The sequence below is a fragment of the Proteus terrae genome (assembly GCF_003144325.1).
In the GTDB taxonomy this organism is placed as follows: Bacteria; Pseudomonadota; Gammaproteobacteria; order Enterobacterales; family Enterobacteriaceae; genus Proteus; species Proteus terrae.
This window is the reverse complement of the sequence record NZ_PENS01000007.1, coordinates 113,705-139,709: the sequence shown is the minus strand read 5'-3', so window position 1 is coordinate 139,709 and position 26,005 is coordinate 113,705. Positions and strand designations below refer to the sequence as shown.

General features: G+C 38.1%; 28 protein-coding genes. 9 read left to right on the top strand and 19 right to left on the bottom strand.

Features of this window, described 5'->3' with window-relative positions:
* Positions 1–9: 9 nt before the first annotated feature.
* Entirely contained in the window at positions 10–1,245 is a 1,236-nt protein-coding gene (locus DK857_RS08320; RefSeq protein ID WP_109394655.1) for an MFS transporter, read from the top strand.
* 137 nt (positions 1,246–1,382) lie between these two features.
* Here the strand turns inward: DK857_RS08320 and DK857_RS08315 are convergent, their stop codons facing one another.
* The 3 genes from DK857_RS08315 to DK857_RS08305 are packed head-to-tail and all read right to left on the bottom strand — an operon-like array spanning position 1,383 to position 4,203.
* Positions 1,383–1,757: a YjaA family stress response protein gene (locus tag DK857_RS08315; RefSeq protein ID WP_109401973.1), complete on the bottom strand. Its 375-nt coding sequence runs from the start codon at positions 1,755–1,757 to the stop codon at positions 1,383–1,385.
* 23 nt (positions 1,758–1,780) lie between these two features.
* Positions 1,781–2,497: a two-component system response regulator BtsR gene (gene btsR / locus DK857_RS08310; protein ID WP_023583566.1), complete on the bottom strand. Its 717-nt coding sequence runs from the start codon at positions 2,495–2,497 to the stop codon at positions 1,781–1,783.
* 2 nt (positions 2,498–2,499) lie between these two features.
* Positions 2,500–4,203, bottom strand: coding sequence for a sensor histidine kinase (locus tag DK857_RS08305; RefSeq protein ID WP_109401972.1), 1,704 nt, complete (start codon positions 4,201–4,203; stop codon positions 2,500–2,502).
* A 234-nt stretch (positions 4,204–4,437) separates the two neighbouring features.
* Here DK857_RS08305 and DK857_RS08300 point away from each other — a divergent pair, with 234 nt between their 5' ends.
* From DK857_RS08300 to DK857_RS08290, 3 genes are read left to right on the top strand one after another with little or no spacing between them, the layout of a single operon-like run.
* Positions 4,438–5,409, top strand: coding sequence for an HlyD family secretion protein (locus DK857_RS08300; protein ID WP_075673615.1), 972 nt, complete (start codon positions 4,438–4,440; stop codon positions 5,407–5,409).
* A gap of 9 nt (positions 5,410–5,418) precedes the next feature.
* Positions 5,419–6,564: an ABC transporter permease gene (locus DK857_RS08295; RefSeq protein ID WP_109394652.1), complete on the top strand. Its 1,146-nt coding sequence runs from the start codon at positions 5,419–5,421 to the stop codon at positions 6,562–6,564.
* Entirely contained in the window at positions 6,564–7,727 is a 1,164-nt protein-coding gene (locus DK857_RS08290; protein ID WP_109401971.1) for an ABC transporter permease, read from the top strand. Before DK857_RS08295 ends, DK857_RS08290 begins: the two co-directional genes overlap by 1 nt.
* A 52-nt stretch (positions 7,728–7,779) precedes the next feature.
* Here DK857_RS08290 and DK857_RS08285 read toward each other — a convergent pair whose 3' ends face one another.
* Positions 7,780–8,658, bottom strand: coding sequence for a U32 family peptidase (locus DK857_RS08285; RefSeq protein ID WP_109401970.1), 879 nt, complete (start codon positions 8,656–8,658; stop codon positions 7,780–7,782).
* A gap of 13 nt (positions 8,659–8,671) precedes the next feature.
* Complete coding sequence (gene ubiU, locus DK857_RS08280; protein WP_075673611.1) at positions 8,672–9,667, bottom strand: ubiquinone anaerobic biosynthesis protein UbiU; 996 nt, start codon at positions 9,665–9,667, stop codon at positions 8,672–8,674.
* 216 nt (positions 9,668–9,883) lie between these two features.
* Between ubiU and ubiT the strand changes: the two genes are divergently transcribed.
* Both ubiT and DK857_RS08270 read left to right on the top strand, forming a co-directional pair.
* Positions 9,884–10,417 carry a ubiquinone anaerobic biosynthesis accessory factor UbiT gene (ubiT, locus tag DK857_RS08275; RefSeq protein ID WP_109401969.1) on the top strand — a complete coding sequence of 178 codons (534 nt, stop codon included), beginning with the start codon at positions 9,884–9,886 and terminating at the stop codon, positions 10,415–10,417.
* Positions 10,411–10,917 carry a GNAT family N-acetyltransferase gene (locus tag DK857_RS08270; RefSeq protein ID WP_109401968.1) on the top strand — a complete coding sequence of 169 codons (507 nt, stop codon included), beginning with the start codon at positions 10,411–10,413 and terminating at the stop codon, positions 10,915–10,917. The genes ubiT and DK857_RS08270 overlap by 7 nt, the downstream gene beginning before the upstream one ends.
* Before the next feature lie 2 nt (positions 10,918–10,919).
* Here the strand turns inward: DK857_RS08270 and DK857_RS08265 are convergent, their stop codons facing one another.
* Positions 10,920–11,210, bottom strand: a complete 291-nt coding sequence (locus DK857_RS08265) for a GIY-YIG nuclease family protein (protein WP_109394644.1) — start codon at positions 11,208–11,210, stop codon at positions 10,920–10,922.
* 286 nt (positions 11,211–11,496) lie between these two features.
* Here DK857_RS08265 and DK857_RS08260 point away from each other — a divergent pair, with 286 nt between their 5' ends.
* Together DK857_RS08260 and DK857_RS08255 are read left to right on the top strand one after the other, a co-directional pair.
* Positions 11,497–11,748 carry a YdgH/BhsA/McbA-like domain containing protein gene (locus DK857_RS08260; protein WP_075673608.1) on the top strand — a complete coding sequence of 84 codons (252 nt, stop codon included), beginning with the start codon at positions 11,497–11,499 and terminating at the stop codon, positions 11,746–11,748.
* Between the two features lie 114 nt (positions 11,749–11,862).
* Positions 11,863–12,303 (top strand): YhbP family protein, encoded by a 441-nt coding sequence (locus DK857_RS08255; protein WP_109394642.1) that lies wholly within the window; start codon positions 11,863–11,865, stop codon positions 12,301–12,303.
* 25 nt (positions 12,304–12,328) lie between these two features.
* Here DK857_RS08255 and DK857_RS08250 read toward each other — a convergent pair whose 3' ends face one another.
* The 9 genes from DK857_RS08250 to argF all read right to left on the bottom strand — a co-directional run bounded on the left by DK857_RS08250 (position 12,329) and on the right by argF (position 19,690).
* Complete coding sequence (locus tag DK857_RS08250; RefSeq protein ID WP_109394640.1) at positions 12,329–12,691, bottom strand: membrane lipoprotein lipid attachment site-containing protein; 363 nt, start codon at positions 12,689–12,691, stop codon at positions 12,329–12,331.
* 163 nt (positions 12,692–12,854) lie between these two features.
* Entirely contained in the window at positions 12,855–13,064 is a 210-nt protein-coding gene (locus tag DK857_RS08245; protein WP_075673606.1) for a hypothetical protein, read from the bottom strand.
* Positions 13,065–13,090: 26 nt separating this feature from the next.
* Positions 13,091–13,555: an anaerobic ribonucleoside-triphosphate reductase-activating protein gene (gene nrdG, locus DK857_RS08240; protein WP_109394638.1), complete on the bottom strand. Its 465-nt coding sequence runs from the start codon at positions 13,553–13,555 to the stop codon at positions 13,091–13,093.
* A gap of 4 nt (positions 13,556–13,559) precedes the next feature.
* Positions 13,560–15,698 (bottom strand): anaerobic ribonucleoside-triphosphate reductase, encoded by a 2,139-nt coding sequence (nrdD, locus tag DK857_RS08235; protein WP_109401967.1) that lies wholly within the window; start codon positions 15,696–15,698, stop codon positions 13,560–13,562.
* Positions 15,699–16,042: 344 nt separating this feature from the next.
* Positions 16,043–16,429 carry a RidA family protein gene (locus tag DK857_RS08225; RefSeq protein WP_006535650.1) on the bottom strand — a complete coding sequence of 129 codons (387 nt, stop codon included), beginning with the start codon at positions 16,427–16,429 and terminating at the stop codon, positions 16,043–16,045.
* Positions 16,430–16,929: 500 nt separating this feature from the next.
* The gene (pyrI, locus tag DK857_RS08220) at positions 16,930–17,388 is read right to left on the bottom strand and encodes an aspartate carbamoyltransferase regulatory subunit (protein WP_006535648.1); all 459 of its coding nucleotides are present in this window, start codon (positions 17,386–17,388) and stop codon (positions 16,930–16,932) included.
* A 13-nt stretch (positions 17,389–17,401) separates the two neighbouring features.
* Entirely contained in the window at positions 17,402–18,337 is a 936-nt protein-coding gene (pyrB, locus tag DK857_RS08215; RefSeq protein ID WP_109401966.1) for an aspartate carbamoyltransferase, read from the bottom strand.
* Positions 18,337–18,507, bottom strand: coding sequence for a hypothetical protein (locus DK857_RS19230; protein ID WP_162556530.1), 171 nt, complete (start codon positions 18,505–18,507; stop codon positions 18,337–18,339). Before DK857_RS19230 ends, pyrB begins: the two co-directional genes overlap by 1 nt.
* A 178-nt stretch (positions 18,508–18,685) precedes the next feature.
* Positions 18,686–19,690: an ornithine carbamoyltransferase gene (gene argF, locus DK857_RS08210; protein WP_109401965.1), complete on the bottom strand. Its 1,005-nt coding sequence runs from the start codon at positions 19,688–19,690 to the stop codon at positions 18,686–18,688.
* A gap of 183 nt (positions 19,691–19,873) precedes the next feature.
* Here argF and rraB point away from each other — a divergent pair, with 183 nt between their 5' ends.
* Positions 19,874–20,305, top strand: a complete 432-nt coding sequence (gene rraB, locus DK857_RS08205) for a ribonuclease E inhibitor RraB (RefSeq protein WP_109401964.1) — start codon at positions 19,874–19,876, stop codon at positions 20,303–20,305.
* A gap of 106 nt (positions 20,306–20,411) precedes the next feature.
* On the opposite strand, the gene DK857_RS08200 is transcribed toward rraB, so the two are convergent.
* The 4 genes from DK857_RS08200 to DK857_RS08185 all read right to left on the bottom strand — a co-directional run bounded on the left by DK857_RS08200 (position 20,412) and on the right by DK857_RS08185 (position 26,004).
* A complete protein-coding gene (locus DK857_RS08200) occupies positions 20,412–21,281 on the bottom strand; it encodes a pirin family protein (RefSeq protein ID WP_109401963.1) in 870 nt (289 codons plus the stop codon).
* Between the two features lie 358 nt (positions 21,282–21,639).
* Positions 21,640–21,807 (bottom strand): YhfL family protein, encoded by a 168-nt coding sequence (locus tag DK857_RS08195; protein WP_036914671.1) that lies wholly within the window; start codon positions 21,805–21,807, stop codon positions 21,640–21,642.
* Positions 21,808–22,229: 422 nt separating this feature from the next.
* Positions 22,230–22,739: a GNAT family N-acetyltransferase gene (locus DK857_RS08190; protein WP_109394761.1), complete on the bottom strand. Its 510-nt coding sequence runs from the start codon at positions 22,737–22,739 to the stop codon at positions 22,230–22,232.
* A 376-nt stretch (positions 22,740–23,115) separates the two neighbouring features.
* Positions 23,116–26,004, bottom strand: coding sequence for a valine--tRNA ligase (locus DK857_RS08185; protein WP_109401962.1), 2,889 nt, complete (start codon positions 26,002–26,004; stop codon positions 23,116–23,118).
* Between the last annotated feature and the right edge of the window lies 1 nt (position 26,005).

The window sequence follows — 26,005 nt, the reverse complement described above, 5'->3', positions numbered from 1 at the left end:
AATATTATTATGAACAAGTGGACTAAATTATGTTTTCTTATTTTGGGTGGTGGAACTATATTCAAACTATCCAGTATGAAAGATGTATTTTATGTACCAATGCAACATGATTGGGGATTATCTAATACCCAGATTGGTTTTGGCTTCACTGTTTATGCAATTATTCAAACAATCGGATTATTTTCATCATTATATATTGCCGATCGTTTCTCTAAGAAAATTTTATTGCCTGCAGGATTAATTGGTGTAGGTCTATGTGGTGCTTATTTAAGTACCTTGCCTCCTTTTACTGGCTATTTAATTGCATTTGGAGTCATGGCATTTTTCGGTGAAGTTATTTATTGGCCGGTTTTATTAAAATCGGTACGATTATTAGGAAATAAAGAAGAACAAGGACGCATGTTTGGCTTTTTAGAAGCAGGGCGTGGGGTTGTTGATGTTCTCGTCGCTTCGGGGGCTCTTTATATATTTGTTTTATTTGGTGAAGGTAAAACAGGTATGCAAGCGGGATTAATTTACTATACTCTTGCTACAATAATGGTAGGCATAATTACATATTTTATTGTGGATAATGATGATAGGAAGGAAACATCTTCAGCAAGCGAGGCTAATCGCCAAGTTTTGGAAGGGATTAAAAATGTCATAAAATGTCCCAATTTATGGTTAGCATCAATGAGTATCTTTTTTGTCTATTCCGCTTATTGTGGGTTAACTTATTTTATTCCTTTTTTAAAAGACATTTACGCACTACCAATAGCCCTCATTGGTGCCTACGGTATTATTAATCAATATGCACTAAAAATGGTAGGGGGACCATTAGGCGGATTTTTAGCTGATAAAGTTGCAAAATCACCAACAATATATTTGAAGTGGACATTCTTATTATCTGCGATTGCAATGAGCATTTTCATTATGTTGCCTCATGATTCAATGAATGTATATTTGGGAATGGCTGCAACATTAGGTTTTGGTGCCATTATTTTTTCACAAAGAGCTATTTTCTTTGCACCCATGGATGAAATTGGAACTCCAAGACAATACGCAGGTTCTGCAATGGCCTTTGGGTGTATTATTGGTTATATGCCTTCCATGTTCGCTTATGCCCTTTATGGCTCATTATTAGATAATTTTGAGGGTATTCAGGGATATAATTATGTATTTAGTATTATGGTTGCTTTTAGTTTTCTCGGTTTTATTTGTGCAACAATATTAGCTAAGCGTATTCAGATGATAAGTAACAGTTAGAATATCGTTTAAAAATAAGATTCTTTATAATAAATGCAGATAATAGAAGGATGTCATTATCTGCATTTTATGTAATGAAGGTTGATTAAAAAACGATCGTCATTAATGGTGTTATTCTATTTATGGCATTTTTATTATTAGGCTTTATTAATTAACTCAATTACCTCTGCATCCATAAGTGGAGTGAGTTTTGCACTAATCACAATTTTTTTGTATTTGTTATTAAACCCACCTGCAATGACCTCATTAAATAAGCGGATTTCCACTTTTGATAATCCATCTTCTATTTTTTCCAAAGGATGGATAACCACATTTCTTTTTTTACAAAACAAAGAGAATGGATTAATACCGAGATCTTTAAGCGCGATATGAATGGCTTCAATAGCAGGATAGAAATCCCCAATTAACATTCTACTATGAGAGAAATCACGCTGTACTGATGCTTTTTTTTGGCTGTGAGTATCACGAATTTCAATGCAGTTTTTATAAACTTTAATATAAATAGGTTCCATCCACTTTCTCCTTCCATAAAGACTTAGCTTAAACCAATCGCCTCTTTTAACGGTTTAAGATATCGGCGGCTAACAGGAATTTGGCTGTTATTATGTAATATCAGTTCAGCTTGTCCATTATCACCAAAAATAATCTCATTAACATAATCCATGTTCACTAAATATTGACGATGGCAACGTACTAATTGTGTTCGTGTTTCTAAAGTCCGTAATGTCAATTCTGTAAAGCCTTCTTGGCCTTGATTATTTGTTACATAGACACCACTGAGCCTTGATGTTGCGAATACAGCCTCATCAATTGGCATTAACCAAATACGGCTATGCCCTGTACATGGAATGCACTTTAAACGCTCTTCAGGTGGTGTTAAGAGATCGATATTTTGCTTATTACCTTGGCGTAAGCGGTTTAATGTTTTTGTTAAACGCTCTTGCTCTAATGGCTTAAGTAAATAATCAAAAGCGTGTTCTTCAAAAGCTTGAATCGCATACTCTTCAAACGCGGTTAAAAAAACAATATAAGGGCGATGTTCAGGATCAAGCATAGTGACCATTTCAAGCCCTGTAATCCGAGGCATTTGGATATCAAGAAAAACAACATCAGGTTTTTTACGATGTATCTCGCCTATAGCTTCAATCGCATTACTGCATTCACCAACAATATGAATATCTTTTTCTACTTCAAGTAAACAACGTAAGTTTTCACGAGCTAATGGCTCATCATCAACGATTAATATATTCATTGTTAGGTAGCGTTATCCGTACTTTTTTCTAGAGGTAAGCAAATTTTCACTTTTGTGTATTCATCAGGTTGGCATTCGACTAAAACACCATAAAGTTCGCCATAGCGTAATTTTAATCGTTTATCCACCAGCCTCATTCCCAGTCCTAATTCATGTGATGGGCATTGAGGTCGATAGAGCCCAGCATTATCGCAAATTTCAACAATGATCAAATGATGCTCTTGATGCGCTCTAATTGTAATCTTTCCTGTGTCTAATAACTGTGATGTTCCATGTTTAATTGCATTTTCTACCATTGGCTGAAGCGAGAAAGCGGGTAAACGTGCATTTGCTAAGTTTTCAGGGATTTGAATATCAATCTGTAAATGTTCTTGAAAGCGCGCTTTTTCAATTTGTAAATAGGCATTCACATGTTCGATTTCATCACTTAATGTCACAACTGCTTCTGGTCTTTTTAAATTTTTACGGAAAAAGGTAGAGAGAAATTGCACTAATTGTTTCGCCTGTTCACTATCTCGGCGAATGACCGCTTGTAGTGTATTTAGTGCATTAAAAAGAAAGTGAGGATTAACCTGAGCATGTAAGAGTTTAATCTCTGATTCCAAAAGTGATTGCTTATTTCGCTCATATTGCCCTGCCAGAATTTGTGCAGATAATAGACTTGCAATCCCTTCCCCTAAAGTGCGGTTAATAGAACTAAATAGGCGATTTTTAGCCTCATAAAGTTTTATTGTGCCAATAACTTGATTATTTTCACCTCTTAACGGAATAACTAAAGTTGAACCTAGTTTGCAATGAGGGGAAAGAGTGCAACGATAGGGCGTTTCATTACCATCAGCATAAACAACTTCATTATTATTAATGGCTTGTTTAGATTGATCCGATGAAATAGGTGTACCTGGTAAATGGTGATCAGCGCCGATGCCAATAAAGGCGAGTAGCTTTTCTCTATCTGTAATGGCAACTGCACTGACTCTTAATTCCTGATAAATTACTTTTGCTACACGGGTACTATTATCTTGGTTAAATCCTTTACGTAAAATACCTTCGGTACAAACGGCAATTTTTAATGCTTGTGCTGAGAAAGCGCTAGTGTATTTTTCAAATATTGCCCGTCTATCTTGTAATATTCGAATAAACATTGCCGCACCAATGGTGTTTGCGACAATCATTGGTGCAGCAATATCTTTAACTAAGGCAAGTGCTTCATTAAATGGTCGTGCTAATAATAAGATGATGCTCATTTGTATGATTTCGGCAAAGAAAGTCACAGATGCAGCAGTCCAAGGATTAAATATGCGGTGCATTTGTCCGCGTTTGACATAATAACGGTGAACTAATCCGCCAATTAATCCTTCTGCTATAGTTGACACCATACAGCTGAATGCGGTCATCCCACCAAGAGAATAACGGTGTAAGCCTCCCGTAAAGCCAACAAGAAAACCGACATAAGGGCCACCTAATAATCCGCCTAATACGGATCCAATAGCTCGCGTATTGGCAATAGAATCATTAATATGTAGCCCAAAATAGGTACCCATAATGCAGAAAATGGAGAATATGACATAGCACATCAACTTATGGGGAAGTTTTATTGTGACCTGTAAAAGTGGCGTAAATAGCGGTGTTTTGCTTAAAAACCAAGCAATAATTAAATAAACGCACATTTGCTGTAATAACAGCAAAATAAGATCAAATTCATACATAAGTATTGAGTACCGTTCTCTTTTCTATCTGAATAATATAAAAAGTTCAGATAAAACGGGGATATTAATTAGGCGATAAAGTTTGATATAAGAATAACTTAATCGCACTATCAAAGAAAATATTCCTTTGCGTCAGTGATCTAGCGCACAAAATTCTTAAAGAAATTCTGAGTTATTGTGTAATATAACTCTGTCAGTGAGTGTTCTACTTCACTATTAAGGTCTAATCGTTATATGAAAAAAAGAGCCATTTATCTTATTTTATTAATGCTAATACTAATTGCATTAGCCGTACTTTTCCGCGCGCATAATCAATATTTATTATTGCAAGGAGAAGTTGATGCTCCAGAAGTGATTGTTGCCTCTAAAGCCAAAGGCCGAGTTATTGAACGCCATATAGAGCGAGGTGATGATGTCAAAAAAGGGCAATTAATGATCACATTAGAAAGCCCTGAACTTAATGCGCAAGTTGCTGCACTTGAAGCCGCCAAAGCACAAGCTCAAGCTCAATTAGATTTGTCATTACATGGCACAAGAGAAGAGAGCATTCGGAATCTAGAAGCGGTTTTATCTCAAGCTAAAGTAGAAGCTGCAAATGCGGCAAGAGATTATCAGCGTATTAGCGCTGTGGCTAACCAAGGTTATGTCTCAGCAACCGAACTGGATAATGCGCGCCGTAGTCGTGATGTTGCATCACAACGTGTCAGAGGTGCTCAAGCCGAATTGGATGAAGCCAAAAATGGCGATCGCATTGAATTACGCCATAAATACACCGCAGCAGTGCAACAGGCTGAACAACAACTTATTGAGTTGAAGATCCAACAAAACGACTTACAAGTTAAAGCACCAGTAGATGGTGAAGTCGGTCCTATTCCTGCGGAAATAGGTGAACTTTTTAATGCCAATAGTCCACTTGCTACCCTTATTCGTATTCCTGATGCTTATTTTGTTTATAACCTTCGTGAAGACATCTTAGCGGATATTCGCAAAGGTGATCGTATTACTATCACGGTTCCTGCATTAGGTAATAAAGAGGTAGAAGCTGAAATTCGCTATATCGCTCCAATGGGTGACTACGCAACAAAAAGAGCGACAAGAGCAACGGGTGATTTCGATTTAAAAACGTTTGAGATCCGACTGTATCCTGTGACGCCAATTGAAGGGCTTCGCCCCGGTATGAGTGCATTATGGCGTTGGGATAAATAAGGACAAACAATGAGAGTAAAGGCAGCTTGGCGTGGCTTTAGTAGCGCATTTTCACGAGAAACTCATATGGCAGTACGTAGCCCCGTTTTTCACTGGCTAAGCTGGCTATTTCCATTGATGTTGTTCACGTTAATTAGTGCTAACTTTTCTGAAGGTACACTGCTGAATTTACCCGTTTCGGTGATCAATAACGATAATAGCCCGTTATCAAGAACACTGATCAGAGACTTAAATGCAGGCTCTCATGCGCAATTAAATACGTTAGATGGTAATCCTCGAACAGCAATGGAACGGCTTGGTAGTGCAAAAGATTATGCGATACTCACCATTCCTCGACACTTTGAAAGCAAGGTATTAGCAGGAAAGCAACCTACCACACGTATGTATTACAACGGGTTGTATTATGCAGCAGGAAGTTATGCAATACAGGATTTTAGTGGATTAATTGCAGAGCTTAATGCGCAATATCGCACTGTTTTAGCTCAAGAGATGAATAAACCTGTTCCTCCATTGGCAAAAGTGACGCTCTCTTATGACAGCTTGTTTAATGCCAGTGGCAGCTATATTTATTATCAGCAATTTGCAGCTACTATTCATATGCTCCAGCTATTTGTTGTGACTTGTACGATTTATTCGTTATCACGCGGTAATATGCTATTGAATATTAAGCCTTTCACCTGTGCCCTTATTGGTAAACTCAGCCCTTACACCTTGTTTTTCTTAACCTTGTTAATTGTTGAATTGGCGGCATTAGTACATTTTTCGGGGGCGAAGGTGAACGGTAATCCGCTATATATGGTGTTGGTGGGGTTCTTCTATATTATTGCAGCTCAAAGTGTGGGGTTACTGCTCTTTGCATTTACCAATAGTGCAATAACAGCATACAGTATGATAGGTATGTTGGTGAGTATTGCATTGGCATTTTCAGGTATGGCTGTACCTGAGCTTTCAATGATCTTACCTGCACAGATTATTTCTAATTTAGAGCCATTAACTCACGCCTTAAATGCCATGTTTGATATCTTCTTAAGAGAAGTATCACTACAAGGTATTTTATATGTTTGTTCGCTCTTGCTGATTTATCCTTTTGCCATCGCCTTCTTAGTTCGCAAACGTATTTTTAAACGATTGGAATTACAGGTAGGTGTTGCATGATGCAGATGTATTTCCAAACTTTTAAGCGCGTTCTACTGGGGATGTTAGAAAAACCGATGTGGATGCTACTTATCGTTTCCCTATGTATTATGAGTTTGGTGTATGCCAAACCAGTTCTATGGGATTTACCTGTGGCAGTGATTAATCAAGATCATAGCCCTGCAAGTTATTCACTTATTCGGGCATTAAATTCCACACCTAAATTAAGCATTAAAAATTACGATAATTTAGATGAAGCTCGTCACGATATGATTATGCGTGAGCTTTTTGCCATCATTATTGTTCCAACTGATTTCGAGAAGAAATTATTGAATGGTAAAGATGTCACTGTTCCGGTCTTTGGTGATGCTACAAACCGCCTTGCCAGTGGGCAAATTCAACAAGAATTGATGTTGGCATATCAACAGTTATTAGATTCTTACAATGGGCGCATTTTACAAAATGCGGGCTTTAGTGTTGAACAATCGAAAATTCTATTAAAGCCTATTCAGGGTGAAACCATAGCGATGTATAACCCAGGGGTAAGTTTTGCTGCAATTATTTTCCCGGGCTTATTAGTCATGTTATTACAACACTCGCTTTTAATTGCTTGTGTCCGAGTCAGTATTGCTGTGAGAAGTACGCCAAAAGGAAAGCCACCATTAGCGGTTTATTTAGGGGCGTTATCTGCACTTATTCCTATTTGGTTATTTTTATCTGCCGTATTCTTTGCATTATGGCCTTGGGTATTAGGCTATCGCCAAGAAGCTCCCCTTTACCAAGTATGGATGCTCACTTTCCCATTCCTATTGGCTGTATTAGGTCTTGGCAAGTTAATTACAGAGTGCTTACGCAGTGTTGAGATGATTTATCTGACATTGGCATTTGTTACAACACCGGTATTCTATATTTCTGGTACGATTTGGCCATTACAAGCGATGCCTGACTGGGTATTTGCAATCTCATCTGCACTACCTTCTACATGGGCAGTAAACGCCATGGCAGGTATAAATCAAATGGGATTATCATTCCAAAGCATATTAGGCGATATTGTGATGATGCTGGTTTTAGGTGTGATTTACACCGTGTTAGGCGTACTGGTGGGTATGTTACGTAATGGTGAGTTAAGACATATTACGCACCAATTTAAACATTGGTTACATCATCGCGGTGAGCCAAAATAAAAAGCCCGTACGGGCTTTTTATTTAATCATATTATGATGTGCTAAAATATTTTTATTCCACTAACTCCAACCCGGCTAACTTACGCCAATAGCCATTACAGTCATGGTGATGAATTGTTGTCAGTGGTTGTTGACCTTGTTCATTTTGGCGAAATTGTTGCAAGGTATCAAAAATAGCATCAGATTCAGGAGATAAACGGATAATATCCACTAAACCTGCCATTGATGTTTGATCATTACCCAAGTTATAACAATAGCCACTTTGTGTTTGAATACCATTAAGAACAAATACTTGCTGATTTTCTTGTGAGAGTACTTCACGGCCTTGAGGGTATTTTTGGCAGCAGGTCTCACAATCATCTTTAGAGCGATTTTCAGAACGAGCAGTAAAACAGCGCGCTGAATAAGCCAAAGGAAGATGTCCATAAGCTAGGACTTCAACCTCGAATTTATCTCTAATACCTAATGTTTCACATTGGGTTAGAAGGTTGCTTAACCATTCGCGAGAAAGCTCAACAGGCATACACCAACGCATCATTCCTTGTTTATGCAACAAACGTAACGCATAAGCGTTGTAGCAATTAAGCCCGTGGCCAGCCACAAAAGGAAGATGACGTTCGTAAAGCATATTGATCACGCCAAAATCATGCGCTTCAACTAAAAACTCACCGTTATCAACTAACTTAGCAATTTCTTTTAATTCAGAAGGTGCTTGTAATAACGCTAAGGTAGAAAGAACCACTTGCTTACCACTTTTAGCCACTTCTTTGGCGAGGTTGATCCAATCTTGAGGCTTGGTTTCTCGGCGTTTACTACAAACTGTTTCACCTAGATAAATAATATCAGCATCACTATGTTTTGCTTTTTCATAGAACGCTTCAAGTGCTTCTTTTTGCCAATAATAAAGTACAGAGCCTAATGCATATTTCATTTTCTTATCCTTATTATTGCCATTTACGGTGATAAGCACCCAATGTCGTTTGTGTCCCTTCTGAAATTTTTCCTAATGCATTCATCCAACGAGGGTTAGTACTAAAGCCTTGAGGATCTTTTTTGCATTGATCGATAGCTGCACGCCAAACCCTTGCAACTTCAGTAACATAAGCAGGACTACGTTGACGACCTTCAATTTTGACAGATGCGATGTTCATCGCCATTAACTCTGGTAATAGTGAAAGAGTATTGAGGCTCGTAGGCTCTTCTAATGCGTGATAACAGTGATCATCAACAAAATAGCGTCCTTTGCACAATGTTGGATAACCTGCATTCTCATTAGGTGAATAGCGGTCGATAAGTACGTCATTAAGGCGAGACTCCATTCCTTGCGGTGTTTGTTGCCAACGTACAAAACGAGCAGGGGAGCAAGCCCCCACGGTATTAGGGGATTCACCAGTTAAATAAGAAGAGAGATAGCATCGACCTTCAGCCATAATACATAAGCTACCAAAGGCAAAAACTTCTAAAGGTACTGGACTAGTTTGTGCTAATTGTTTTACTTGATGAATAGATAGAACTCGAGGAAGAACAATACGGGCCACATCAAAGTTACGTTGATAAAATTCAATCGCTTGTGTATTGGTTGCAGAAGCTTGCACTGAAACATGGCGCTCAATATGAGGATAACGTTCTGCGGCGTATTCTAACATGGCGATATCCGCCAAAATAAGAGCATCAGCACCTAAAGATGCTGCCATATCAACCGCTTTTTGCCAGCGTTCAAACCCATCAGGGTGAGCAAAAGTGTTTATTGCAATATGCAATTTTCGCTGGTGGCGGTGAACATAATTAACCGCTTCTTGTAACTTCTTTTCTGTGAAATTCAAACCCGCAAAATGTCTTGCATTCGTATCATCTTTTAAACCGATATAAACGGCATCCGCGCCATTATCTATGGCCGCTTTTAAGGCAGGTAAATTACCCGCTGGGCACAGTAATTCCATCTTCACTTCCCTTTAGAAATTAAGAATGATCGGAAATTGTAATGAGCAAGATAAAAAAAGGTTTTGATTTAGGGCAGAGAACTCTGTTTTTTGCTTAAGTAAAATCAAAGAACTCAAAATGTGAACAACGGATTAACCGAATATTGATATAGGATCGCAGAATATCTGTCTATATCTGGCACAATAGCCCGTAATTTTATTTATAGGAGTCCGAACGTGTTTAACAAAATTCGTACCCATTTGGTTAAAGAAGGGCCTCGTTTTTTACGTTACCCTTTACAAGTTACCCCATTTGCTCTGCAACGGGACATCTTAGAACAGTTTTTAAGTTGGCAGTTTCGTGAGTCGTTAGCTGAAGGTGACTTACACTTTTTAGAAGAGAAATGGCTAAAAGTCGAGATAAGAGACTTACATTTACAGTGGTTTATCAGTGTTCGTGATGATAAATTAGTGGTTAGTCGCTTAGAAAAAGAAGATGTCAGCTTTAGCGGAAATGCTAATGATCTTATTTTAATTGCTGCTCGCAAAGAAGATCCTGACACCTTATTTTTCCAACGTCGTCTACAAATTGAGGGTGATACAGAACTCGGGTTATATGTTAAGAACCTGATGGATGCAATTGAATTAGACTCAATGCCATCTGTGTTGCGTTTTGGTTTATTACAACTGGCTGAGTTTGTAAAAAGTGGGCTTCAAGAAGAAAAAGAAGACACTCTGCACAGCCATGAACTGAGCTCAACTTCATGCTAATACGTGTTGAAATTCCCGTTGATATTCCTGCAATTGATAACCTTTTACGCCAAGCATTTCCGACAGGTAGTGAAGCTGATTTAGTCGGGCATTTACGTGAAGAAGGGTTATTAACATTAGGCATGGTAGCAATTAGCGATGAAGGCCAATTGATTGGCTATATCGGTTTTACACCTGTTGATATTGATGGAAAAGATTGCCAGTGGGTAGGACTTGCACCACTTGCTGTTGCACCTGATTTCCAAAACCAAGGTATTGGACGTCAACTGATTAATGAAGGGTTAGATAGCTTAAATGAATTTGGTTACGGTGCAGTTGTGGTGTTGGGGGAGCCTGAGTATTATCAAAAATTAGGTTTTATCCCAGCTAAGTCACAGGGCTTACATTGCAAATGGCCTGATACAGAAGAGGCTTTTCAGCTTTATGCGTTAGAAAATGGCAATGTTGATGATATCCATGGTTTAGTCAACTATTCACCATTGTTTGACCAATTTAGCTAAATTTATTTATCCTGTATTAAATACAGTGTAATGTCTGAAGGCTGGTCAATGATCAGCTTTTCTTTTTGCGTCTTTTTCAACTGCTTTAATTGGTATTCAAGTTGAGAAGCTCGTTGCCTATTCCCTACCTGACAATAAAATTCTAGTAATAAAGGGCCTTTACCTTTCAGTGCTTTAGCACCCGTTCCATTCTGATGTTGTTGAAAACGTCTCTCAACATTTGTCGTGATCCCTGTATAAAGGGAACCGAGACGATTTCTAACAATATAGAGTGACCACATTGTCTCCGTCATCATTTTTCCTTTTCGTGCTATTTTCTCTTTTGATAAATAATATTTCTTAATTTTTTAAGTGAGTAATTTATCGTTTTATCAAAACGAAATCTATCAAATATATCAATATGTTGTGAAATATTTGTGACAGTAAGTCCTATCATTTAAAAAAAGACATTCAATTTTTTTGAAAGTGAACAGCAATTATTGCTAATTTTAAATTTAAACTAAAGCGCATAATATGATCCACATCACAGAGAGACACTCCGCGATACCTAACAAAATTAGAATTTACTTGGAGTTTATTATGAAAAAATCTACATTAATCGCTGCTACATTAGCTTTAAGTGCTATTTCATTCGGTTCAATCGCATCTGATAGCGTATCAAAAAGTCCTTCGGTGAATGGTGAGTATATCACAATCACAGGTAGCGATACTTTAGATGGTTTAACAACTAAGATTGCCCAAATTGCAAAAGATGAAGGTGCAAAAGGCTTTAAAGTTGTCGGCGCTACAGGTGATGATTACCTCACTGTAAATGCTGAAATTTATCGTTAATTTTAACTATTCCCGATAAATAACCTGTAATAAGAGACACGCGGTAAGACGCTCGTTTTGATGATATAATTATCATCTAAACAGCGTCTCTTTTTGTTTCTATGCAGGTATGTTATGTCTTCATTAGATTCGATCAAAATAATTAAACAATATATACGTAACAACCATGTGTTTACCTTATGCACAACATGTTCATTGGGTGATATTTGGTGTGCTAATTGTTTTTATTGGTTTGATGAAAGTCAAATGAGGCTTGTTTTTCTTTCTGAAAAGAAAACACGCCATGCACAAATGATGCAGGAAAACTTATTAGTTGCCGGAAGTATCAGCACACAAGAAATTGCCGTATCAGATTTACAGGGTATTCAATTCACGGGGTCTGTTTCTTTACTGACTGGTAAAGACGACATCAACGCAAGAAAATATTATTGTTTACGTTTTCCTGTCGCATTAGCCGCCATCCATGTACCTTTATGGGAATTACAATTGCAAGAAATTAAGATGGTAAATAATCGGTTGGGCTTTGGGACCAAGCTTTATTGGCAACGTGATTAACTTTCTTATTCTTCTTAAATTTTCTTTATTCCCAAAAATAATGATTTTTTTGTTCCCATCCTTTTAAAGACATACATGAGGTATAGAAAGTGTATCTGTCAAGTTTATTAATGTCTTCAACATAACTTTCTGTCATTGGCACACGTTCAGTGTAGGTTTTATTATCACCACAGTGATATTTATCTTCTTTACGACACGTTTTTTCTACATCATGATAAACAGTACGTTGTAGCACTTCTTTGCGAATAGGATAGCGAGTATTCGCATCGAGTTCACAAAGCATTTTAGCTTCTTGTAATGTGTAATCTGATGCACCTGTGGGTTCCCAAGTACTGTTACAACCAGAAAGTAAAATTATTGAAAAAAAAAGAAAAAGTGTTCTTTTCATATTAAGTATCATCATAAAAAAGAATAGTTGATAGCGTTAATAATAAAACAAAACTAATCACTTTGACTATTATTTTTTGAAAATGATTCGTATTCGATAACGGAGGTGAGTAAATACGAATGATGAAAGAAAAAAGCCCATTATAAAAATGGGCTTTTAGATATTATTCAAATGATGAAAGATTTTTTTCTATCTCAGCATCTATTTCAGTATGTTGGAGATGTTTAGCGCCGAGTTTCTTTTTTAATTCAGCGCCTAGCTTCACGAGTTGTTCTCGATTCGCTTTAGACTGCTTTTTACCCCATTTTTTTAAATGGTAGTTCAGTTCATGATCTTCAGAAAAGCTTACATATTTATTATCACTTAAAGGCATACATCCTCCAGTTAATTCAATGTGTATTACTTCAATTTATGGATCACCTGATTACTACTACCACGCCACAGTAATGCGGGATCATAAAGTTCTTGTACGAACTTCCCATCAATCAGTACGTTAATAAAGTTAACGACTTCTTGCTGCTCTGGGGTTAAGTCAGCCAGTAAGTAGCCAGTCCAAACCCAAATATCTTTCTCAGGGCATTCCGTTTTAACGCGTTTTACCAATTTTAATATAGCAGAAAGATTTTGAGGGTGTAGCGGATCGCCACCTGAAAGTGATAATCCTTGTCGTTTAATACGGTCGTCTTGGAGATCCGCAATAATCTGATCTTCCATCTCTTGTGTAAATGGCTTGCCTGACGTTAATGACCACGTTGATTTGTTATAGCAGCCTCGACATTGGTGTATGCACCCTGCAACAAACAGGGTGCAACGAGTACCTGGGCCATTGACAACATCAACAGGGTAGTATTGATGGTAATTCACACTTTTAACCTAACTGACCATTTGCCAGATGTTTTACGCGACGTTTAACTTCTTCTTGTTTTCCCGCATTAAATGGGCGTGAATCTGGGCTACCTAAATATCCACATACACGGCGAATAACGGAAACTCTCGCTGGGTTGTGATTACCACAACGTGGGCAAGTAAAGCCTTTGCTAGTACAAGAGAATTCACCGGTATAACCACAGTCATAACATTCATCAATCGGAGTGTTTGTTCCATAATAAGGAACGCGGGTATAGCTGTAATCCCACACATCTTCTAACGCTTTAAGGTTATGCTGTAAGTTTGGATATTCGCCGTAACAAATGAAACCGCCATTGGCTAATGGAGGATAAGGCGCTTCAAAATCCAGTTTGTCGTATGGATTTACTTTCTTCTCAACATCTAAGTGGAAGCTATTGGTGTAATAACCTTTATCCGTTACACCCGGTAAAATACCGAATTCAGCTGCATCTAAGCGACAGAAACGATCACATAAGTTTTCACTTGGTGTGCTGTAAAGGCTAAAACCATAGCCAGTTTCTGTTTTCCACTGATCTGTTGCTTCACGCAGACGATTAATAATTGCGACAGCTTTTTCTCTTAAGGTCTCATCATCAAAAACGTGTTTTTGGGTACCAAACAGTGCATTAATGGTTTCATGAACACCGATATAACCTAATGAGATTGATGCTCTGCCATGTTTAAAGATTTCAGCTACATTATCATCTGCTTTTAAGCGAACACCACAAGCGCCTTCCATATAAAGGATTGGGGCAACACGTGCTTTGACGTTTTCTAAACGAGCAATACGTGTCATCAGTGCTTTTTTCGCTAACTCGAGGCGATCGTCAAGTAGCGACCAGAATGTCGCTTCATCACCTTGAGCTTCAATAGCAATACGTGGCAAGTTCAGGCTGATAACACCGAGGTTATTACGACCTTCATGGATCATCTCACCATTTTCTTCGTAAACACCTAAGAAGCTACGGCAACCCATTGGCGTTTTAAATGAACCTGTTACCTTAACAACTTGATCGTAATTTAAGATATCGGGATACATGCGTTTACTTGCACATTCAAGTGCAAGTTGTTTGATATCGTAGTTAGGATCGCCAAATTTATGGTTTAAACCATCTTTAATGGCAAAAACGAGTTTAGGGAAAACAGCTGTTTTACGGTTTTTGCCTAAACCAGCCATACGATTTTCAAGAATAGATCGTTGAATTAAACGCGCTTCTTTTGACGTACCAAGGCCAAAACCAAAAGTGACAAATGGTGTTTGCCCATTAGCTGTATGCAGTGTATTAACTTCATACTCTAAAGATTGAAATGCGTCATAACACTCTTTTTCAGTGCGCGCATTTGCATAGGCTTCTTTATCAGCAATTTGCCACTCTTGCGCTACTTTATAGTGTTTGTCATAACTTGATTTTACAAACGGCGCTAATACTTCATCGATACGATTTATCGTTGTACCGCCATAAATATGGCTTGCCACTTGTGCGATAATTTGTGCAGTTACTGCTGTTGCTGTTGAAATAGATTTAGGGGGTTCTATTTCCGCATTTCCCATTTTAAAGCCATTGTTTAACATGCCTTTAAGGTCAATTAGCATGCAGTTAAACATAGGGAAAAACGGTGAATAATCGAGATCATGATAATGAATTTCACCACGCTCATGAGCGAGTACCACATCTCTTGGCAGGATATGCAATTTTGCGTAATGTTTAGCCACAATACCCGCAAGTAAATCACGCTGGGTAGGGATAACCTTACTGTCTTTATTCGCATTTTCATGAAGAATAGAGACATCACTTTGTTCGATAAGACCTCGGATTTCCTGAGTTAGTCTTCCACGTTGCTCACGAGCAACATCTCGGTCATGACGGTATTCAATATAGGCTCTGGCGACATCTTTATGTTCACCAGCCATCAGCTGATTTTCTACGGCGTCTTGGATCTCACGGATATCGACATTCGAACGTCCTGCGAGAGATTGTGAAACAGATTCAGCGACGGATACGCAATAATCATCATCAGTGATCTCACAAGCTACGGCGGCTCTTTTGATAGCATCGCTGATGCGGGTTTGGTCAAAAGAGACTTTACATCCGTCTCGTTTTATCACTATGGTTTTCACAATCTTGCTCCTTAACTATTTATCCACAGGCTCAAATCCCATAAAAACAGGTGATGGCACAGCATTCAGGCTTATTGTGGATAAGATGTGTATAATTACTATATGTTGTAGGTCGATATGTATTAAAGCACAATATATAGTAATTGGAAGGGAAATAATCTTCATTAAAACTGATCTGCATCAAGGTATTTTTGCTACGTCAGGCATCAAGAGGGATTGGCTGAATTGTAAATATGTGCCAAAAACAGAAGTGATAAATTATTCATCAAAAAGTGAGAACATAAAAAAAGCAAAGTGCTCATAAAGAGACCTTTGCTTTTTTATGGCTTGCTATTGAGACGAAATTAACGGATAGCGATAACTTCGATTTCTACTTTTGCATCTTTTGGTAAACGTGCAACTTCAACACAAGAGCGAGCAGGGAATGCAGCGTTATGCTCTTTGAAGAATGCTTCATAAGCAGCATTGATCGTACCGAAATCATTTAAATCTTTTACGAAAACAGTGGTTTTGATGATATTAGCAACAGTTAAACCCGCTTTTTCAATGATTGCTTTTACGTTTTCTAAAGATTGACGAGCTTGTTCTGCTGCATTATCAGAAACAAATTCACCGGTTGCAGGATCAACTGGTAATTGACCTGAAGTGATCACTAAGTTACCTAAATCAACGCCTTGTACATAAGGACCAATCGCAGCTGGGGCTTTATCGGTATTAATTTCGTAAGACATTTAGAACTCCTGTTTTTATAAGATTAACGCTAACATTCGATTAGTGTGGCGCTATTATAGCCAGCGCTTCAGGTTAGCAATATGACAGATGTCAGGCTTTATCATAAAGTCTGCAATTATAAAAAGAAAATAAATGAAGAGCAGTAGTGCGGTTTGACGCTATTTTTAGCCCATAAAAGTGGTGAAGTTATAGTAAATTTTTTCATAAAAAAGAAAGGATATGCTATTTTCATTTTTAATATAAATAGCCTTGAAGCTTTTAATAGGTAATTATTCTATTTTTCTTAAAAAGTTTATACTTTTTGGGAGAAGTGTATCTATAGATGTCTATAAATAATCACGATAAAGAAAAAGAAGATGTTATTTTGATAGGTAGCTGTTTTAGATTACATCTATTAATACCTGAAGTAAAAGTAGCTTTAGAAATTTTATTATATTACTCGAGCATAATTTAAATGCCTTTAAAACTATCTGCCCTTGCGAGCAGATAGTTAAAAGAATTAACGAATAACCGCGTGGCGTTCGAACTCTTTTTCACAGTACTTGCAGGTTAATACAACATCTGAGGCCAGTTTTTTGACACGAAAACTACTTTGTACTGGCTCGTTATGGCTAATACAGTTGCTATTAGGACAAGGCACCACATCTTCAAGCAATTCTGGCAAGCTTAATGCCATCTTATTAACGACTTGATAATCATCGATGATATTTACAGTTGCTTGAGGCGCATACATCGCTAAACGGTTTGCTTGCTCAGAGGTTAAAAAGACATTTTCGATTTTAATTAAGTCTTTTTTACCTAAATTTTCTGAAGGTAAATTAAAACCTACTGTTATTCTTTCATCAGTCTCTGTTAGGCGAAACAGTGAAAGAATTTTAAAGCCCACCTGCGCTGGAATATGATCAATAACAGTCCCACGTTTGATAGCTTCAACTTTTAGTTTGTGATCATGTGTCATGGTGTGCTCCTTATTAAAGAACTAAGTTTTTATTCAGAACTAAGGCAAGTAATGCCTGACGTGCGTAGATACCGTTGCCTGCTTGTTGGAAATAGTAAGCGTAAGGTGTTTTATCTACATCTGTCGTGATTTCATCGATACGTGGTAGTGGGTGTAGGATTTTGAGATTATCTTTTACATTCACTAAATCAGCGCTCGTTAAAACAAATTGAGCTTTAACATTTGCGTATTCAGATGGGTCTAAACGCTCTTTTTGTACGCGAGTCATATACAGAATATCTAGCTCTGGCATCACTTCATCTACTGTTTCATGCTGGCTATATTCAACACCATTTTCTTCCAGCAAGTGAAGAATATGTTCTGGCATGGCAAGCACTTTAGGGGCAATAAAATAGAGATGATTACCTTTAAATTTCGCCAATGCTTGTGCCAGTGAATGCACTGTTCTGCCATATTTTAAGTCACCGACCATCGCGATATTGAGATTATCCAATCGGTCTTGCGTTTCTTGGATGGTAAACAAGTCCAATAAAGTCTGAGTTGGATGCTGATTTGCACCATCACCTGCATTGAGTACTGGAATATCGCCAGCAAACTCAGAGGCTAAACGCGCTGCACCTTCTTGAGGATGGCGAATAACAATAGCATCAGCATAAGTACGAAGAACCGAAATGGTATCTGCTAATGTTTCACCTTTTTTACCCAGTGAAGTGTTGCTTCCATCAGAAAAACCGACAACTGATGCACCTAGGCGGTGAATAGCTGTCTCAAATGATAAACGAGTACGTGTTGATGCTTCAAAAAAACAGCTCGCAATCACTTTGTCTTTCAACAATTCGTTATTAGGTTGCTGTTTGAGTTTATTAGCAACGTGAAGAACAGACTCCAAATCTTCCCTGTCCAGATCATTGATGGAGATAATATGCTTTTGGTAGAGCGGATTAGTCATTAGAGTTCTCCTTTGGCGATGAATTGTGCGGTAGATGGTTTTTTATAGGCCAAAAAAAACCCCTCAATAAGAGGGGTTTTAAAAAATTGGGCTATTGGAAAAAAGAGAATGCGCTTGCGACCAGTTAAGGTGCTTGTTTTTGTTACGAATTGGAATAGGCGCTGTTTCATCTTTCCTCCTGACAAATTGTGGCGCATTATACGCATCTTAGAGTTGCACGCAAGCGTTTGCTTTTATTTTTTGCAAAAAAAATTTTTTTAATTTAAAAATCAATAAGCTTGAGATAAAACGAAGAAAACACCTATTTTTTTATAAATAAAAAATAGGTGTTTTGCATGATTATGTATTTTAGAATGGATTTGCAAGGGTAGCGACCATCACCGCTTTTATGGTGTGAAGACGATTTTCTGCTTCATCAAACACAATGCTGTGTTTTGATTCAAAAACCTCATCAGTAACTTCAAAGCCACCATAGAGATTAAATTCTTCAGCTAATGCTTTACCCATCGTTGTTTCTTCATCATGAAAAGCGGGTAAACAGTGAAGGAATTTGACTTCTGGATTTCCGGTTAATTTTATAACACCCATATTGACCTGATAAGGCTTAAGTAAAGCAATACGCTCTTTCCACACCTCTTTAGGTTCGCCCATAGAAACCCACACATCAGTGTAAAGAAAATCAGCATTTTTAACGCCTTCAGCTACATTTTCAGTTAGCGTGATATTTCCACCATTTTTCTTGGCAATCTCTTGGCATTGAGCAACTAAACCTGCTTCAGGCCAACATGCTTTAGGTGCAACTAAACGTAAATCCATTCCTGTTAATGCTGCTGCTTCCAGCATGGTATTTCCCATGTTGTTACGAGCATCACCAAGGTAAGCAAATACCGTTTCTGATAATGGTTTAGTTTGATGTTCTGCGATAGTCAGTAAATCAGCTAATAATTGTGTTGGGTGAAATTCATTGGTTAAACCATTCCAAACAGGTACACCTGAATATTGTGCAAGTGCATCTACCGTTTTTTGTCCGTAGCCCCGATACTGAATGCCATCGTACATACGGCCTAATACACGCGCGGTATCTTTTATCGATTCTTTATGTCCAATTTGGCTTCCGCCTCCTAAATAAGTCACTCTTGCGCCTTGATCAAATGCAGCGACTTCAAATGCGCAACGGGTACGTGTTGAGTCTTTTTCAAAAATCAGTGCGATATTTTTTCCAGTAAGATATTGATTTTCTTGACCTGATTTTTTTGCTTTTTTCAATTGAGCTGACAATGTAAGCAGCTGTTGAATTTCAGCAGGTGAAAAATCAAGTAAACGTAAGAATGATTTTTGATAAAAAGGGTTCATGGGTGATATCCTGTTATTGAATTTATATTCAATTTATATTAATAAATATTCATCATCAACCCCTAAAGGAAAACTTTTAATTTAAACAGTATGCGATAAGGGCATCATATTAAGTATGGAGTGTTGATCCTGCCTGTGGGAGAATGAACAAGATACCTTTTCAGACTATTGCGGAGCATGATTATGGCGGACAGCAAAGAGTTAGCAGAACAACGTGAAGAAACACGTCTTATTATTGAAGAATTACTGGAAGATGGCAGTGATCCAGATGCACTGTATGCCATTGAGCATCATATTTCTTGTGAAAATTTTGAAACACTAGAAAAAGCAGCCGTTGAAGTTTTTAAATTAGGTTACGAAGTGACTGAGCCTGAGGAAATTGAAGTCGAATCAGGTGATATTTTAGTTTGCTTTGATGCAGTAAGTGAAAGTGGTTTGAACGCTGAACTTATTGATGCTCAAGTTGAGCAACTAATGAATTTAGCTGAAAAAATGGGTGTTTATTACGATGGTTGGGGTACTTATTTTGAAGATCCTGACGCAGAGTATGATGATGAAGACGGTGAAGGCGAAGACGACGACGAAGAGTCTGATAAGTCATCACGTTTACATTAATTTTTGCTAAATGTTGTCCTTTTGTACCTGATTTATCAGTGCAATATAGCACCAGCCACAAAATTGTTGCTTTGTGACTGGTGTTATTGTTTTTAAGGTAATCTTATTAATCCATTACACCAAATTTACCATTGTCATAATCATCAAAAGCTTGTAGTAGCTCTTCTTGTGTGTTCATAACAAAAGGTCCTTGCCCTGCAATAGGCTCGTTAATCGGCTCACCTGTTAGAATTAAAACAATGGTGTCACCCATTGATTCTAATGTCAGTGTATCGCCATGATTATCTAACATCACCATATCGTGTTGACGTGCAATTTCACTGTCATTGATATGTACGGCCCCTTTTACTACAAACAACATTGCATTATGACCTTCAGGAATACTGTGATGTGAAATACCTGCACGATTTAAACGCAGATCCCACACATTCAGCGGTGAGTAGGTCATTGCTACACCTTGTGTATCGGCATAATTACCAGCAATTACTCTGACATAACCTTGGTTATTCGATAATTCAACATGAGGGATATCCTCTGCTTTCAGTGCCTGATAACGAGGCTGTGTCATTTTGTACGCTGTCGGCAGATTCACCCAAAGTTGCACCATTTCCAATACACCGCCTTCTTTGGTCATTTTTTCAGAGTGATACTCTTTATGCAAAATGCCAGAAGCAGCGGTCATCCATTGCACATCACCTGCGGTAATCGTTCCAGCATGACCTTTAGAGTCATGATGAGAAACTTCACCTTGATAGGCGATTGTTACGGTTTCAAATCCACGATGAGGATGCGCTCCTACACCACGGGCATTGGTAACAGGTTTAAATAGTGTTGGCTCGGCATAATCCATCAGCAGAAACGGGCTATGTTTCTCACCATTTTCCTGATAGGAAAATAAGGTGCTGACAGGAAAGCCATTACCTACCCAGTGTGAATTTGGCGCCGAATAAATATGATTAATCTGTCTGATAGTCATGATTGTTCTCCGAGTTAAGGAAAGAAACCGCAATAACCAAGACACAGAAGGAGGTAATACAGATTATTGCGATTTCTTAATGAGGCTGATCATAAAGCGTTCGCGTGATGAATAAAATAGGGGGAATTTGTTGATGGTATTCAAAAAAAATGAATGACTTTGGATGGTGAAAAAGAAAGAAAAAGAATGTAATAAAGAGAGTAGGAATAATAAAGAGGCTATATTTAAATAATTGATGAAATAGCTCTTAGTGTAATTGATTTTTATTTGATTCTATTTTTAAAACTGAAAAAACTACATCCTTTCTTAGCAACAATAAGTCAGAATGTAGTTTATTAATACGTTTATTTCTTAAATCTTATTTGCTTGTGTCGCCACAACCGCCAATGATTTTAGAAATAGAAACTGCTGGGTGCAGTAAGTAGTCGTAGTTACAGTCTTTTTCTTTATTGTATACGCTTCCAGTACAACCAGTCATTACAGTAATTACAGAAGCAATAAGTGCAATTTTAACAAAGTTTTTCATGAAAAAATTCCTTTTAAATTTTAGAGTTATAAAAGCCAATGCATGACTTTATCTGCATAAAGATATTAAATTAGCTATAAATAGCAATATAAAAAAATCTCTTTTTTTAAATATAAAATAAGATAAATAATATTTTATTTAAGAAGGGAAATATAATTATCTAGAGTGGAATGAAAAACGATTTAAACTTGTAGGTTTTAATAAAATTTAAGATAAGAATTTTATTAATAATATTTTGATAATAATTAATTAAAAAATTAATTGTGAAAATAAGCATAGAAATATACTGTATTTATATCATTTTGATAAACAGGATTTGTGTTAATAGATGCTATTTTCTGCTAATAAAAACCCGCATAAAAAATGCGGGTAAAGTAGAGCTTATTTTATTTATTGTATTACGTAGGGAACAGCAAGAACGCTTAAAGTGGCTTCACCATACGGATCTCACAATCACTATGTCCAGTGTTGCCTAATGCTTCATCAATAAATTCGAATCCTAGTTTTTCGTATAAACCGACAGCCGCTTTTAAGATATCTGTGGTTTCTAAATAGCAACGGCTAAAGCCTTGCTCTTTACCAAATTCAAGAGATTGCAGAACGATTTTTTTCGCAATACCTTTGCCTCGTAATTTGGATGAAAGGTACATTTTTTGTAGTTCACAAGTATTGCCATCGCCACCAGCAAGTGGTGCGACACCACCCCCACCAACAACTTCTCCATCCATTTCAACAACCCAGTAAGCACTGCGTGGCTGATGATAAACTTCATAGAGAGTATCTAAAATTGGATCGGCAACCGCGAAGCCTTTATCGGCAGTTAAACCATGCTCTGCCGAGACTTCACGAATAACGCGTGCAATACCTGCGTTATCTTTTTCTTCAATGGCTCGGATAACAATATTTGAGGTTATAGCTTGGGTTGCAGTCATAGTTGCACTCATCGTTTTCACTTATTAGTAGAATATTTTTTGATTATTTATTGAGAGAGCACCGGAAAGGAACTTCTTCATTGAAAGTAGCTCGGATGGCCACAAAAACTATCTTAATTGATTAAGTGTGTTTGTAAACCGTTAACCCTTTCTCTTTGCTTACTTATTCCTTTTGTTTCTAGCGTTATATTTTAGTGAGTGATTAAATTTAAGTGAAAATAAGGAGGAGAAAGGCATATTACCGAGAATAGAACCGTGAATAATAAAAAATAAAGTGAAAAATGGTTTTATTTTTTAACAGGGATATACCAAGTAAAAAACCCGCGGTAAACGCGGGTTTTCATTATTAATCTCAGTGTCTTTAAAGCGATAGTGCTTATAAAGAGGCGATAGAGGCTTTCTGTGTGATTAGCTTCTCTTTTGCATTTAAGCATGTCGCTAAGCGTTCACGCTCTTTAGCAACAACCGCTTCTGGCGCACGGCTAACAAAGCCATCGTTAGATAATTTGCTGTCTAAAGTTGAGATATCTTTTTCTACTTTTTCAAGCTCTTTATCTAAACGTGCAAGCTCTGCATCTTTATCGATAAAGCCCGCCATTGGGATCAGCAATTCTGCACCGTTAACCAGTTTATTAACCGATAATGGCGCTTCTTCGCCTTCTGCTAATGGACGGATATCAGCTAAGCGACCCATTGCTTTTAAGAAACCAATATTGTCACTAACGCGGCGTTTCGCATTGTCATCGGCACCACGTAAGATAACTTCAAGTGGTTTACCCGGAGCAATATTCATTTCAGCACGGATATTACGAACCGCAACGATAACTTCTTTGATCCACTCAAGATCGTTAAGTGCTTGTTCGTCCACTAGTGAAGCATCGAACTCAGGGAAAGCTTGTAGCATGATGGTTTCACCTTCAATGCCTTTAACTTCCTTCACACGTTGCCAGATTGTCTCTGTGATAAATGGAATAATTGGGTGAGCAAGACGCAGTAAGCCTTCTAACACTTCAATCAGTGTATGACGTGCTGCGCGTTTTTGTGCATCATTACCTTTGTGTACCGCAGGTTTTGATAGCTCAAGATACCAGTCACAGAATTGGTTCCAAGTGAACTCATATAAAATACCGGCAGCGATATCGAAACGATAGTTATCTAATGCTTCGCGATAGGCTTTAACGGTATTATTAAATTCAGCTAAGATCCAACGGTCAGCCAGTGAGAATGTCATCTCACCACCTTGGTAGCCACAATCTTGATCTTCTGTATTCATCAGAACAAAGCGGCTTGCATTCCACAGCTTGTTACAGAAGTTACGGTAGCCTGATAGACGTTTCATATCCCAGTTAATATCGCGACCTGTTGAAGCTAATGCCGCTAAGGTAAAGCGCAGAGCATCTGTACCGTGTGCTTCAATACCTTCAGGGAATTCTTTGCTAGTACGTTTAGCAATTTTTTCAGCCATTTGTGGCTGCATCATATTACCAGTACGTTTTTCTAACAGGTTCTCTAATGAAATACCGTCAATCATATCCAGAGGATCAAGTACGTTACCTTTGGATTTTGACATCTTCTGGCCTTCTTCATCACGAATAAGACCTGTCATGTAAACCGTATTAAATGGAATTTGCGGTTTACCGTCTTCATCTTTGATAAAGTGCATGGTCATCATGATCATGCGGGCGATCCAGAAGAAAATAATATCGAATCCACTGACTAATACATTCGTTGGATGGAATGTTTTTAGTGCTTCTGTGTTTTCAGGCCAGCCTAATGTTGAGAATGTCCACAGTGCAGATGAGAACCACGTATCCAGTACGTCATCATCTTGGCGTAATGCGACATCAGCAGCGATATTGTTTTCACGACGAACTTCTTCTTCGTCACGACCAACATAAACGTTGCCTTGGTTGTCATACCAAGCAGGGATACGGTGACCCCACCACAGTTGACGAGAAATACACCAATCCTGGATATCATTCATCCATGAGAAGTACATGTTTTCGTATTGTTTTGGTACAAATTGGATATCACCATTTTTAACTGCTTCAACGGCAGGTTTCGCTAAAGGTGCTGCGCGAACATACCATTGGTCTGTTAATAAAGGTTCGATAACCACGCCACCACGGTCGCCGTAAGGTACGGTTAAATCGTGAGGTTTGATCTCTTCTAATAAACCTAGACGTTCAAATTCAGCGACCATTGCTTTACGTGCAGCAAAGCGTTCCATACCTTGGTAGGCTTCTGGAATTTCAGTGCTGTAAACGTCAGATTCAACACCGTTGGTGTCTAATACTTCTGCGCTGACTCGGATATTGCCGTCAAAATCCATGATATTAATCATTGGTAATTGATGACGACGTCCAACTTCATAGTCATTAAAGTCGTGAGCAGGGGTGATTTTTACGCAACCAGTCCCTTTTTCCATATCAGCGTGTTCGTCCGCTAAAATAGGGATACGACGGTTAACGATTGGTAGAATAATTTCTTTACCAATTAAATCTTTATAGCGAGGATCTTCAGGGTTAACAGCAACACCAGTATCACCTAACATGGTTTCAGGACGTGTTGTTGCAACAATCAGGTAATCTTTACCTTCAGCTGTTTTTGCCCCATCCGCTAGAGGATAACGCAAATGCCACATAGATCCTTTAACTTCACGGTTTTCAACTTCAAGATCAGAAATCGCCGTGTGTAATTTAGGATCCCAGTTTACAAGGCGTTTACCACGGTAGATGAGATCTTCTTTATGTAAGCGAACAAAAGCTTCTTTAACCGCTTTAGATAACCCTTCATCCATTGTGAAACGTTCACGTTCCCAATCAACAGAGTTACCTAAACGACGCATTTGGTTAGAAATGTTACCGCCTGATTCCGCTTTCCATTCCCAGATTTTGTCGATAAATGCATCACGACCATAGTCATGACGATTTTTACCTTCTTCAGCAGCAATTTTACGCTCAACGACCATTTGAGTCGCGATGCCCGCATGGTCAGTACCTGACTGCCATAAGGTATTTTTACCTTGCATGCGCTGGTAACGGATCATGGTATCCATGATGGTCTGCTGGAAAGCATGGCCCATATGTAGGCTACCCGTAACGTTTGGCGGTGGGATCACGATACAGAAGCTTTCTTTCGTTGTATCGCCATTGGCTTTAAAGTAGCCGTTTTTTTCCCAATGCTGATACAGAGGTTGTTCAATCTCTGCTGGATTATATGTTGTGTCGAGCGATGGCTCTTTTGGTGCGGATTTATTTTCCATA